Raw genomic sequence first — 12061 nt, 5'->3', positions numbered from 1 at the left:
TGGGGCACCCCCGCACGCCGGTCGGGCGCAATAAAGATCAGGAATCGCTGCGTGCGACCGCGTATCGCAGCCGCAACTCTCGCTTGAGCACCTTGTGGCTCGGACCCAGTGGCAGTTCGTTCAGGAATTCCACCCGGCGCGGGTACTTGTGCTTGGCCAGTTGTTCGCGACCGTATTCGATGATGCCCGCGGCGGTATCGGCGTCGGGGAGTGTGGATTCCGTCGGCACGACCACCGCGCAGATCTCCTCGCCGTAGGTGGGGTCGGGAACCCCGATCACCGCCACCTGCGCGATACCGGGATGACGCAACAGCGCGGCTTCGACCTCGGTCGGATACACGTTGAAACCGCCGCGGATGATCAGATCCTTGGTGCGGTCGACGATCCGGATGAAACCGTCCTCGTCCTTGACGCCGAGATCACCGGTGCGGAACCAGCCGTCGACGACGGTCTCCGCGGTCGCCGCCGGATTGCCGATATACCCGTTGAACACATTGTGTCCGCGAACCACGACCTCGCCCAGTTCCCCGGTCGGCAGCAGCGAGATCGCGCGGCCCAGGTCCGGATCGGCGATCTCCACGTCGACACCCCAGACCGGATGGCCGACGGTGCCCGCGCGCGAACCGAAATCGGGTTGGTTGACCGCGGCCGACGGCGAGGTCTCCGACAGGCCGTACCCCTCGAGGATCTGCGCGCCGAAGGTCGCCTCGAAGGCTTCGAGCACCGCGCCGGGCAGCGCCGCGCCACCGGAGACGCACAGGCGCAGCGCGGGTAGCCGCTCGGCCTTCGCCGCGGCCTCGATCAGGCCGATGTACATGGTCGGCACGCCGTGGAAGGTGTCGACGTTCTCGGCGACCATCAACCGAATCGCTTCGGCCGCATCGAATCTGGGCTGCAATACCAGTGCCGCGCCCGCACGCCAGGTCGAATTCATCGACACCGTCTGGCCGAAGACGTGGAACAGTGGCAACGCGCCGAGGGTCACGTGTTCGGGACGGACGTCGTTCGCGTCGAAGGCGTTGACCGTCGCGTTCATGACCAGATTCAGGTGGCTCAGCTCGGCCCCCTTCGGCGTTCCCGTGGTGCCGCTGGTGTAGAAGATCACCGCCGGATCCTCCGGAGCCCGCGACACGAACGCCGGAATCGGTTCTCCCGACAGCGAATCCGGTGCGACGCAGGGAATCTCGGCGATCGAGGCCGCCGCCTCGCCGACCGGGGCGAACATCGGGTGGCACACCATCAGGGTGACCCCGCTGTCACGCAGGACGTGCGCGGCCTCGCGCGCGGTCAGCAGCAGGTGCACCGGCACCACCACCGCGCCTGCCGCGAGGGTCGCGTAGTAGGCGCGCGGGAATTCGGCCGTGTTGGGGCACATGAGCGCGACCCGATCACCGGGGCGGATTCCGAGCGCGATCAGCGCCGCGGCCTGACCTCGCGCCTGTTCCCACAGTTCGCCGAAGGTGATCCGGTGCTCGCCCTCGATCAGCGCGACCCGATCCGGCCGACGCTTGGCCTGCTCGGCGAGGACGCTGGCGAGCGACAGTGTCGCATTCATGGGGAGTACTCCTGTTCTATCGATGACCGCGCTGTCACGAGCGACACGTGCCGTCGCCCGGCCGCGATCTCCGGTCGGCTCGATCGGGTCCGCGGACGCGGTGCGCCCGCCGACGGGCTACCGGGTTCGTCGGAGGGGTCCGGCGCACCGGACGCCGCGGGGGTTCGCCACCGCACGCGACGGCGACACGGGCGACGTCATCGACGAGGTGGCCGAATGGTGCTGGTCACCGGATCCGTGACGTCGCGGATCGCGCGAACGACCGGCCGATTCCCTCCTGGAGCGTGCGATATGCGCCGTCCGCGACTCGCAGCCCATGGGAACCTCCGAAACTAGCAGTGCAAGTTTCGACAAGGTTATGCCTGATACACAGGGCAACGCAAGTATCAAATTTGGCCGGATCGTCCGACCGGATCACCACCCTCCGACACGGCCGTCGGTCACTGCACCCATGGGAGAAAATCCCGGACATCACTTGTGCTCGCCGACAATTAATTCGGGGGTCCGGAATTGTTAGATTCGACGGACCAGTTCGCCGTTCTCCGAATCCGACGACCGGCTTCCCGCGCCCGCCACGGCGTGACGCGCCCGCGGCGCGATTCGAGAGGATGGACAGCAGTGAGCATGCCCGCCGAATCGGCGCCGGTCGCACCGAACGCGGTGCCCCTTGCGGTTTCCACCGCCGCGCGACTTCCCGAGGACGACGAATTCTACTGCCCACCCGATGATTTCGCACTGCTCCCGGCCGGAACGATCCTGCGTGCCCGCAGCGTCGAACTCGCGCTGTTCGGCCGGATTCCACAGCGGGTGACGGCGTGGCAGTTGCTCTACCGCACCAACGGCATCGACGGCGTCGCGGAGGCGGCGGTGACCACCGTCGCGCTGCCCCTGGGCGCCGAACCGGGCGCCGATCGGCGACTTGTCGCGTTCCAATGCGCCATCGACGGTGTGAGCTCGCGCTGTTTCCCCTCCTACGCGCTGCGCAGGGGCGCTCGCGCGCTCGGCGCGATACCGCAACTGGAACTGCCGGTGATCGCCGAGGCGCTCGCCCGCGGCTGGGCGGTGACGGTACCCGATCACGGCGGCATGGGCGGTCATTTCGGAGTGGCGCGCGAACCCGGGTATCGCGCGCTCGACGCAATAAGGGCCGCACTGGATTTCGCGCCGCTCGGGCTGCGCCCCGGGACCTCGGTGGCGCTCTGGGGCTATTCGGGGGGCGGGCTCGCGACGGCGTGGGCGGCCGAGGTCGCCGCCGAATACGCGCCGGAACTCGATATCGTCGGCGCGGTGGCCGGATCGCCGGTCGGCGATCCGGCGGCGGCCTTCATCCGGCTCAACGGATCGCTGATGTCGGGGTTCTCGACGGTCTGCGTCGCGGCGTTGCGACGGGCGTATCCGGCACTGGACCGGGCATTGTGCGAATTCGGGACCGCGGAATTCCACACGCTGCTCGCCGACGCGGAATCACGCACCACGCTGGCGCTGCTGGCCCGTTTCGCGGGTAAGAACATGGACCGCTACAGCACCACCGGATTCGCCGACATCCTGGCTCGACCGGCGGTGCGGCGCGTACTCGACGACATCCGGCCGGGACAGTGCGCGCCCGCGATGCCCCTGCTCGTCATCCAGGGCGTGCACGACGAACTGATCGCCGTCGCCGACGTCGACGGGCACGTGCGGCGCTATCGCGAAGCGGGGGCCCACGTGCGCTACCTGCGCGACCGTCTCAGCCTGCACCTGGCGCTGCTCTACCTGGGCGTCCCGGCAACGATGAACTGGGTGGCGGACCGATTCGACGGTCTCGACCTGCCACCCGACCGCACGGAGACGGTCTGGTCGATCGCCTGGACGACGCGCGAAATCGTCGGCCATCTTCGCTTCGCGGCACTGGTCGCCCGCGTGCTGACCGGACGTCCGATCACCGCGCGACGCGGCGGGCCCGGGATCGCGCGAAGCCGGTCTCAGCCGAAATGGCAGACGTAGTGCAGGGTTTCGACGACCTCGATATCGAACGAACTGTCGCCGGGCACGCTGAACGATTCGCCGCCGCGGAAGGTGACGGCCTCGGACGCGCCGGGGAGGGTGACCTTGCATTCACCCTCGATCAATTCCATGATCTCCGGTGCGCCGGTGCTGAAGGTGAGCGCCGAGGGCAGGATGACGCCGACCGATTTGGCCGTGCCGTCGGCCAGCACGATGTTGTGGCTGACGCATTTGCCGTCGAAGTAGACGTTGGCCTTCTTCGTCACGCTGACGTTCTCGAACTGCGACATGATCTCTTTCCCGAGCCGATGTGGAGCCGTCAGCTTACTGGGCGCACTACCGCCGTCCTCACACCGTGCACAGCGGTGCGATCTGCGACAGACCGCCGGTCGTGGGCGAGGTCAGGTACACGCACCGGCTCTGCCCGACCGCGTCGATCGCCGTCCCGACCTGCTGCCACTGCGCGGCGTCCAACGCGGGCGTGCGCGACAGGACGAATCCGGACACCCGGGTCGGGTCGGTGACCAGCGCCCAGGAGTAATCCGCGCCGAGGGCGGTGACGATGTAGTTGGTCGGCCCTTCCAGGCTTTCCTGGGTGGGAACGCCGGGAAAACTGACGTGCAGTTGGGCGCCGGTCGCCCGGTCGTTCACCGTCGCGGTGCCGCTGATCTCGTTGAGGGTGTTCGACCAGGTGGTGCAGCGGTTGCGGACCGAGACATTGCCCTGCGGGTCGAGGGCGTAGGTGGCGGTGGTGTCGCGCGCGCAGACCAGATTGAAGAACTGCGGCACCGCGGCGAGTTGGTACCAGGTGCCGAGGTATCGGTCGAGTTCGAGCGACGGCACCGGGGCGGGTGCGGCGACCGGTCGCGGCGCGGCGGACGCGATACCCGCGCTCAACGGGGCGACGATGAGGGCGGCGGCGAGAACGGCCGCGCAACGATGAACCATTCGATGGGGGAACACGGGAACTCCTCGGGTCGACGACTCTTCCACCTTAACCCAGAACGATGCATAATTGATGCGTCGGTGCGGTTCGCGACCGGCACGGATCACGCAGGAGGTCGAATGCGGTACGACTGGCTCCCCCGCGCGGCCGGAATCGCGACCGCCGCCTACGGCATCGCGGTCGCCGCGCGCCCCGCGATCCTGCTCGGGCCGTGCGGCTGGTCCGACGAGCCCCCGGCCGTGCGCGCGCTGACCAGGATGGTCGGATTACGCGACACCGCCTCCGGACTCGCCATGATCGCGGCGCCCGATGCCCGATCCATGCGCCTCGCCATCGCTGTCAGGGTGTGCTCGGACCTCGGCGACACGGCGGTACTCGGGCTCGCGCTGCGCGGTAGACCACAGCGCGCCAAGGCCGTCGCGGTCACGGCGGGCTGGGGCCTGCTGTGCGCCGCCACCGCGATCGCGACGACGCGAACATCAAGCCCGTGAGGCCACAGCCGGGTTTCGCGCACCGCCCCGGACACCGGGGCGCCGGGCCGTGACGACACGCCGAGACCGGAAAGGGCAGAATGAGGCGATGCCCGCCGGTTCAGCTCCAGTCTCCGACGCGGCCGGATACACGGTGCGCGCGGTCGCCGAGCGTCTCGGCATTCCGACCGCGACGCTGCGAAGCTGGAATCGCCGGTACGACATCGGGCCCCCGCAGGATCGCCCGGGTAAGCACCGTCTGTACTCGGAGCGGGATATCGCACTGCTCGGCCAGATGGTCGCGCTCATCCGCGACGGCGCGACGCCCGCGGGCGCGGCCGCCTCGGTACGCGGGCCGCTCCCGGTACGCGGCGACCGGATCACCCTGCTGGACGCGGCCTTCGCACTCGACGCCACGGCGGTGTCCGGCCTGCTCGGCGTCCACATGCGCGATTACGGGGTGATCGCGACCTGGGACGAACTGTGCCGTCCCGCCTTCGCCGACATCATCGCCCGCCAAGACGACGGCGAGGGCTGCATCGACGTCGAACACCTGCTCTCCTGGTGCATCACCTCGATCATGCACCGCACCAATCCCCCACCGGAGAAGAAGGCCGCGCCGAATACGGCCTCGAATACAGCGGCGCGATCGATCCTGTTGGCCTGCACCAGCGGTGAGACACACGCGCTCCCCCTCGAGGTGCTGCGGGCCGCACTCGCCGAACGCGGCGTCGGGGCCAGGATGCTCGGCGCCGATGTGCCGACGACCGCACTGACCGACGCGATCGCCCGGCACGACGTTCCGGCGTCGGTGGTGCTGTGGTCGCAGCAGGAATCCACGGCGCTGACCTCCGCGGTCCGCGCCTGCGCGCACGCGGGCGCGGGGATCTTCGTCGGCGGCCCGGGCTGGGAAGAGGTCATCCTGCCCGACACGGTGCACCGGGTGCGCAGCCTGACCGACGCCGTCGACCTGCTGGCCTGAAACGGCTTCGCGTCCCGCGCGAACGGAACGGTCGGCACCCACGCGAACACGTCCGGCACGCATGTCCCGAACGTGTTGCCGAGACCGTGCGACGGTCTCCCGCGGAATACGATCCTCGGCTATCAGCGGGTCGATCCCGCGTTCATCGACATGGGCCGCGGACAGGGGATGTCGGCGCCGACGATAGTGCGGTCCATCCCGACCCGTCGCTCCCGGCCGAAACGGCCCTCGGATCACATACCCCGAAACTCTCGGTGTTCGGATTCACCCCGGTCGGAACCCGAATCGACCGATCCGACACGGCGCGCACGGCGAATACCTCCCGGCACGAGTGGCTCACTCACGCGAAACGATGCATAATTGATGCACAGTGAGTCCGAAGGAGAGTTATGGTCGACCGCACGCAGGACCGCACCCGGCACGTCGCCGTCATCGGCGGCGGAGTGTCCGGACTGACCGCGGCGTTGGCCCTGGCCCATTCGTCGGAGGTCACCCTGTACGAGGCGCAGGCCAGGCTCGGCGGACACGCCGACACCCACCGCATCACCGCGACGACGGGCGCGTCGATCGGCGTCGACACCGGTTTCATCGTCCACAACGACCGCACGTACCCGACGCTGCTGCGCCTGTTCGACGAACTCGGCGTCGCGACACAGGAATCCGATATGAGCATGTCGGTGCGATGTGACGGCTGCGGACTCGAGTACGCGGGAGCCCGCGGTCTCGCCGGACTGTTCGCCACACCGCGATCGGTGACCCGCGGACGCTACCTGCGACTGCTCACCGAAGTACCGCGTTTCCACCGCCTCGCCCGCGCGGAACTCGACAATGCCGGGTCCGAGGGCCGGACGTTGGGCGAATTCGTCAGGGCGGCGGCGTTTTCCGACTACTTCGTCACGCATTTCGTGACGCCGCTGGTATCGGCGGTGTGGTCGTGTGATCCGACCACCGCGCTGCGCTACCCGGCCAGGTACCTGTTCACCTTCCTGCACCATCACGGCATGCTGACGGTATTCGGCTCGCCGACCTGGCGCACCGTGGTCGGCGGGTCCGCGAATTACGTCGGCGCGGTCGCCGAGCGATTGGACGCCGTGCGCGTGGCCACCCCCGTGCGCGCGGTGCACCGGACCGCCGACGGCGTCGCCGTACGGGACGACGCCGACGCGGTCGCGCGTTTCGACGCCGTCGTGGTCGCTACCCACCCCGACCAGGCCCTTGCCCTACTCGCCGAACCCACCGACGCCGAACGCTCGATCCTGTCGGCGATGCCGTATTCGGTGAACCACACCGTCCTGCACACCGACGAATCCGTACTCCCGAAGGCCACGCGGGCCCGCGCCTCGTGGAACTATCGGCTACCCGCGTGCGATACCCGCGCCGACCGGGTGCTCGTCAGCTACGACCTGACCCGATTGCAGCGCCTCGACCGCACCGACGACCGCCGTTTCCTCGTCACCCTCGGCGACGGCGACCGGGTCGCGGCGGAGCGGATTCTGGATCGAATGGTCTACGAGCATCCGATCTACACACCGGATTCGGTCGCCGCGCAGCGCAGGCTCGGCGAGATCGGCGACGATCGCGTGGCATTCGCGGGCGCCTATCACGGCTGGGGTTTTCACGAGGACGGGGCGGCGTCCGGTCTGCGCGCGGCGCGACGGCTCGGCTCTCGATGGGCGGACGAGCCACGGGTCGTGCACGCGTCATGAACGCGCGAATCGTCCGTACCCGTATCCATCACGCGCGAATGGCCCCGCTGCGCCACGAGTTCCGATATCGCAGCTACAGCTGGCTGGTCGATCTCGACGATATGCCGAGGCTGCCCGGGTGGCTGCGTCCGTTCGCCGATTTCCGCGCCGCCGACCATCTCGGCGATCCCGGCCTGTCGCTGCGCCGCAATGTCGACGATTACCTGGCCGAACACGGCATCGGCCTGCGTGGCGGCCGGGTGCTGATGCTCGCCAATGCCCGTGTCCTCGGGCATGTCTTCAATCCGCTCACGCTGTACTGGTGCCGCGACGAGACCGACACCCCGGTCTGCGTGATCGCCGAGGTGCACAACACCTACGGCGGCAGGCACCGCTATCTGCTCCGCCCCGACGAGAACGGGCGGGCGCGCACCGAGAAGCAGTTCTACGTGTCACCGTTCAACGAGGTCAGCGGCGAATACCGGATGCGAGTCCCCGAACCGGACGACGAGCTGCGGGTATCCATCGTGCTCGAATACGGAGCGCCGATCTTCGCCGCTTCGATGACAGGTCGTTGCCGAACGGCCACCCTCCCGACGATTCTGCGCGCGATCATTGCCGTACCCCTCGCTCCACTACTGGTCTCGGCGCGTATCCGCTGGCAGGGCGTGCGCCTGTGGGCCCGCCGCCTGCCCGTCGTCGCCCGACCCTCCGTTTCGCCCCAGGAGCCGCTGCGGTGAGTATCGAATTCCACGCCGAACCCGGCACCCGTCCCACCCCGAGCAGAGCGGCGTGGCCCGACGTCGACACAGTCCCCACGGGCATCCGAACCGCCGTCGCGGCGCCGGTGGCCGAATACCTGTTCCGGCGCGCGGTCCGCGACCTGCCGGTACTGGTCGAACTGCCCGACGGCACGAGGTACGGCGACGGCGATCGCGACGATCCGCGAATGATCCTGCGCCGCCCGCGTGACTTCTTCGCCCGCATCGGGGCGGGCGGGCTGATCGGTTTCGGCGAGTCGTATATGGCCGGTGACTGGTCGGCACCCGATCTCGCGGCGACCCTCGAGGTCTTCGCCGCCCGCATCGAGACGCTGATCCCCGCGTCCCTGCAACGGTTGCGCCGACTGTATGTCGCCACCCATCCCGCGGACGAACGCAACAGCCCGGACAACACCAGGGACAACATCGCCAGGCACTACGACCTGTCCAACGAGTTCTTCGCGCTCTTCCTCGACCAGACGCTCACCTATTCCAGCGCGCTGTTCGGACAGCTCTCCCCGCCGCCGCGCTGGGAGGATCTCGCCGCGGCCCAGCACGCCAAGATCGATCGGATGTTGGACGCCGCACGGGTCGGGCCGGGTACCCGCGTTCTCGAAATCGGCACCGGCTGGGGCGAATTGGCCCTGCGCGCGGCCGCGAGGGGCGCGGTGGTGCGGTCGGTGACGCTGTCCACCGAACAGCGCGCGCTCGCCGTGGACCGGATCGCCGCGGCCGGACTCGGCGACCGGGTGCGCGTCGATCTGCTCGACTACCGCAAGGTGGAGGGCACCTACGACGCGGTGGTGTCGGTCGAGATGATCGAGGCCGTCGGCTACGAATATCTCGGGACGTTCTTCGCGACCATCGACGGTGTCCTGGCGGACGACGGGCGCGTGGTCGTGCAATCCATCACCATGCCGCACGAGCGGATGCTCGCCACCCGCGACACCTACACCTGGGTGCACAAATACATCTTTCCCGGAGGTTTCCTGCCATCGACCCGCTTGATCGAGCGAACCGTGCGCAGCGACAGCTCACTCGTCGTCCGCGACGACTTCTCGATGGGGCCGCACTACGCCCATACCCTCCGGTTGTGGCGTCAGCGCTTCGAGGCGCGACTCGAGGAAGTGGCCGCGCTCGGGTTCGATCCGGTCTTCATCGAGATGTGGCGGCTGTACCTGGCCTATTCCGAGGCCGGATTCCGGTGCGGCTACCTCGATGTGCGTCAGTTCCTGCTGACCAGAGCGGATCAGCCGGTCCGGCCGAGCAGGTGACGCAGCGTCGATTCCAGTTCGGGTCGGCGGAACGTGTGCCCGGCGCGTAACAGTCGCGCCGGGGCGACACGCTGGCTCGCCGCGGCCAATTCCTTGGACCCCTGCGCACCGAGCAGCAGTCCCGGACCGAATTCCGGAACGGGCAATAACGCGGGCCGATTCAGCACCCCGGCCAATGTCTTGGTGTAATCGGTATTCCGAACCGGTTGCGGGGCAACGGCGTTCACCGGTCCGACGAGATCGCTGTCCCACAGCGCGCGATGGTACACATCGACGAGATCGTCGATCCCGATCCAGGACAGCCATTGGCTGCCGTCACCGATCCGGCCGCCGAGCCCGGTCGTGAACAGCGGGCGCAACAGTTTCAGCGTGCCACCGCGCGGCGATTGCACGATACCGGTGCGAATCCGGGCCACCCGCACTCCGGCTTCGGCCGCGACGAGTGTGGCCGCCTCCCAGTCGGAGACGAGATCGGCGAGGAAACCGTCACCGCGCGTCGCGTTCTCGTCCAGCACCTCGTCGCCGCGGTCGTATCCGTAGTAGCCGATGGCCGAGGCGCAGACGAACGCGCCGATCCCGGTGGCGGCCGCGCGTTCGGCGAGCCTGCGGGTCGGACCGATCCTGCTCTCGGTCATCGCGCGCTTGTGGCCCGCGGTGAAACGTCCGGCGATCGACGCGCCCGCCAGATGGACGACCGCGTCGACGCCGTCGAGCAGATCCGGCGCGGGATCGTCGGGGTGCCACTGCCTTTCGTCCGCACCGACCGGCTGATGCCTGACCAGGCGCAACACCCGGTGTCCGCCGGTGGTCAGGAACGCGGTCAACGCCGACCCGATCAGACCCGAACTCCCGGTGACGGCGATCGTCGAGGGCGCGTAGCCGTGCGCGGACGCCCGACCGTGCGCGGCCAGATCGTCGGCCAACTGCCGATAGCGGTAGTCGAACATCGGACGCAACGCGAAGGCGGGAACCGGGGAGTCCACCCGATCCACCACGCGGGTACCCGCCTCGTCGACGACCTCGAATTCGTGGGTGTGCCGCCAGCGCAACAGCAATCCGGCGGGCATCGAAGCGAGTCCGTCGACGACCAGATCGTCGACGAACCGGTGCGGCGGGTCGTATTCGGCCGGATCGTGGCGCGCCACCCAGCGCAGTCCACCGGGCAGACCGAGGACCGCGCGGCCGTCACGCAACGAATCCGCCTCGGCGACCGGGGTCACCGGCTGCCACGGCGGCGCGAGCCGGGCGAACGCACCGGGGCGGGAATACCACGCGAACACCTCGGATCGGGGTGCGGCGACGACACTCGAACACTCGATGCCCATCCCCCGACTCTAACCACGATTCACTCTCGCGCAACGTTCATGCATCGTTCCGTCGCGATTCGCCGGAATCTCTAGAAGAATGGGCCGATGACCGATGCACCCGGTGCCACGCCTCGACTGGACACCCTCCTCGACCGGACCATCGTTCCCGGCTTCACCCGCCTCGGCATCGCGCTACGCCGCAAACACTGGCCCGCCGATCCGGCGCCGCACGCGCTGCGCGGCGCGACGGCACTGGTGACGGGATCCAATTCCGGTATCGGCCTGGCGATCGCGGACGCGCTGGCCGCACTCGACGCGTCGGTGGTGCTGGCGGTACGCAACCGGGAACGCGGCGAACGGGCACGCGACCGGATACTGGCCGCGCGTCCGGGCGCCGACGTACTCGTCACCGAATGCGATATCGCCGATCCGGATTCGGTCACCGCCTGCGCGGACCGGCTCGCCGACCAACTGACCAGGCTGAACGTGCTGATCCACAACGCGGGCGTGCTGCCGCCGAAACGCACCGAATCGTCCGACGGACACGAACTGAGTCTGGCCACCCACATACTCGGGCCGCTGCGCCTTACCGACCGGCTCGCGCCGCTGCTCGCCGCCACCGGGGCGGGCCGGGTGATCTTCGTGTCGTCGGGCGGGATGTACACCCAGCCGCTGGCCGTCGACGATCCCGAATACCTGCGCGGCGGATATCGCGGCGCGACGGCGTACGCGCGGACCAAACGCATGCAGGTGGCGTTCACCCCGATCATCGCCGAACGATATGCGCCGCAGGGAATTTCGGCGCACTCCATGCATCCGGGCTGGGTCGACACCCCCGGCATCACCGACGCGCTGCCAGGCTTCCATCGTCTCGTCGGACCGCTGCTGCGAACTCCCGCAGAGGGCGCCGATACCGCCGTCTGGCTGGCCGCGACGCAACCGCCGCCGCCGTCCGGACATTTCTGGCACGACCGACGGCAACGTCCCGAACACCGACTGCGCCGCACCCGCTATTCCTCCGGGGAGGTCTGGCGACTGTGGCTGGACTGCAACCGTGCGGCCGGGGTGACCCTGTACTGATCGGATCACACACGGCCG

11 protein-coding genes are annotated in these 12061 nt (G+C 68.7%); 7 read left to right on the top strand and 4 right to left on the bottom strand.

The window, feature by feature from the left end; genetic code table 11:
• Positions 1 to 37 precede the first annotated feature (37 nt).
• Entirely contained in the window at positions 38 to 1555 is a 1518-nt protein-coding gene (locus tag JZ792_RS11215; RefSeq protein ID WP_216909654.1) for a long-chain-fatty-acid--CoA ligase, read from the bottom strand.
• A gap of 624 nt (positions 1556 to 2179) precedes the next feature.
• On the opposite strand from JZ792_RS11215, the gene JZ792_RS11210 reads away from it, so the two are divergent.
• A complete protein-coding gene (locus JZ792_RS11210) occupies positions 2180 to 3538 on the top strand; it encodes a lipase family protein (protein ID WP_216909812.1) in 1359 nt (452 codons plus the stop codon).
• Here JZ792_RS11210 and ppnP read toward each other — a convergent pair.
• Both ppnP and JZ792_RS11200 read right to left on the bottom strand, forming a co-directional pair.
• Complete coding sequence (gene ppnP / locus JZ792_RS11205; protein ID WP_216909652.1) at positions 3517 to 3828, bottom strand: pyrimidine/purine nucleoside phosphorylase; 312 nt, start codon at positions 3826 to 3828, stop codon at positions 3517 to 3519. The two genes, JZ792_RS11210 and ppnP, sit on opposite strands and share 22 nt — an antisense overlap.
• Positions 3829 to 3886: 58 nt before the next feature.
• A complete protein-coding gene (locus JZ792_RS11200; RefSeq protein ID WP_216909810.1) occupies positions 3887 to 4486 on the bottom strand; it encodes a lipocalin family protein in 600 nt (199 codons plus the stop codon).
• Positions 4487 to 4603: 117 nt separating this feature from the next.
• Between JZ792_RS11200 and JZ792_RS11195 the strand changes: the two genes are divergently transcribed.
• The 5 genes from JZ792_RS11195 to JZ792_RS11175 all read left to right on the top strand — a co-directional run bounded on the left by JZ792_RS11195 (position 4604) and on the right by JZ792_RS11175 (position 9656).
• Positions 4604 to 4975 (top strand): hypothetical protein, encoded by a 372-nt coding sequence (locus JZ792_RS11195; protein WP_216909650.1) that lies wholly within the window; start codon positions 4604 to 4606, stop codon positions 4973 to 4975.
• An 88-nt stretch (positions 4976 to 5063) separates the two neighbouring features.
• Positions 5064 to 5936 (top strand): MerR family transcriptional regulator, encoded by an 873-nt coding sequence (locus JZ792_RS11190; RefSeq protein ID WP_216909648.1) that lies wholly within the window; start codon positions 5064 to 5066, stop codon positions 5934 to 5936.
• A gap of 389 nt (positions 5937 to 6325) precedes the next feature.
• Complete coding sequence (locus JZ792_RS11185; protein WP_216909646.1) at positions 6326 to 7642, top strand: NAD(P)/FAD-dependent oxidoreductase; 1317 nt, start codon at positions 6326 to 6328, stop codon at positions 7640 to 7642.
• A complete protein-coding gene (locus tag JZ792_RS11180; RefSeq protein ID WP_216909643.1) occupies positions 7639 to 8361 on the top strand; it encodes a DUF1365 domain-containing protein in 723 nt (240 codons plus the stop codon). The genes JZ792_RS11185 and JZ792_RS11180 overlap by 4 nt, the downstream gene beginning before the upstream one ends.
• The gene (locus JZ792_RS11175; protein WP_308165249.1) at positions 8358 to 9656 is read left to right on the top strand and encodes a class I SAM-dependent methyltransferase; all 1299 of its coding nucleotides are present in this window, start codon (positions 8358 to 8360) and stop codon (positions 9654 to 9656) included. The genes JZ792_RS11180 and JZ792_RS11175 overlap by 4 nt, the downstream gene beginning before the upstream one ends.
• Here JZ792_RS11175 and JZ792_RS11170 read toward each other — a convergent pair.
• Positions 9632 to 10981: a TIGR01777 family oxidoreductase gene (locus JZ792_RS11170; protein WP_216909641.1), complete on the bottom strand. Its 1350-nt coding sequence runs from the start codon at positions 10979 to 10981 to the stop codon at positions 9632 to 9634. The two genes, JZ792_RS11175 and JZ792_RS11170, sit on opposite strands and share 25 nt — an antisense overlap.
• An 87-nt stretch (positions 10982 to 11068) precedes the next feature.
• Here JZ792_RS11170 and JZ792_RS11165 point away from each other — a divergent pair, with 87 nt between their 5' ends.
• Positions 11069 to 12043 carry an SDR family NAD(P)-dependent oxidoreductase gene (locus tag JZ792_RS11165; RefSeq protein ID WP_216909639.1) on the top strand — a complete coding sequence of 325 codons (975 nt, stop codon included), beginning with the start codon at positions 11069 to 11071 and terminating at the stop codon, positions 12041 to 12043.
• Positions 12044 to 12061 lie beyond the last annotated feature (18 nt).

It is taken from the genome of Nocardia noduli (assembly GCF_019038455.1).
Taxonomy (GTDB): domain Bacteria; phylum Actinomycetota; class Actinomycetes; order Mycobacteriales; family Mycobacteriaceae; genus Nocardia; species Nocardia noduli.
This window is presented reverse-complemented; position numbering and strand designations above follow the sequence as displayed.

Excerpts from the sequence above, each read along its gene's own strand:
- JZ792_RS11215 (WP_216909654.1), bottom strand. The coding sequence starts at position 1,555 with ATGAATGCGACACTGTCGCTCGCCAGCGTCCTCGCCGAGCAGGCCAAG.
- JZ792_RS11210 (WP_216909812.1), top strand. The coding sequence starts at position 2,180 with ATGCCCGCCGAATCGGCGCCGGTCGCACCGAACGCGGTGCCCCTTGCG.
- ppnP (WP_216909652.1), bottom strand. The coding sequence starts at position 3,828 with ATGTCGCAGTTCGAGAACGTCAGCGTGACGAAGAAGGCCAACGTCTAC.
- JZ792_RS11200 (WP_216909810.1), bottom strand. The coding sequence starts at position 4,486 with ATGGTTCATCGTTGCGCGGCCGTTCTCGCCGCCGCCCTCATCGTCGCC.
- JZ792_RS11195 (WP_216909650.1), top strand. The coding sequence starts at position 4,604 with ATGCGGTACGACTGGCTCCCCCGCGCGGCCGGAATCGCGACCGCCGCC.
- JZ792_RS11190 (WP_216909648.1), top strand. The coding sequence starts at position 5,064 with ATGCCCGCCGGTTCAGCTCCAGTCTCCGACGCGGCCGGATACACGGTG.
- JZ792_RS11185 (WP_216909646.1), top strand. The coding sequence starts at position 6,326 with ATGGTCGACCGCACGCAGGACCGCACCCGGCACGTCGCCGTCATCGGC.
- JZ792_RS11180 (WP_216909643.1), top strand. The coding sequence starts at position 7,639 with ATGAACGCGCGAATCGTCCGTACCCGTATCCATCACGCGCGAATGGCC.
- JZ792_RS11170 (WP_216909641.1), bottom strand. The coding sequence starts at position 10,981 with ATGGGCATCGAGTGTTCGAGTGTCGTCGCCGCACCCCGATCCGAGGTG.
- JZ792_RS11165 (WP_216909639.1), top strand. The coding sequence starts at position 11,069 with ATGACCGATGCACCCGGTGCCACGCCTCGACTGGACACCCTCCTCGAC.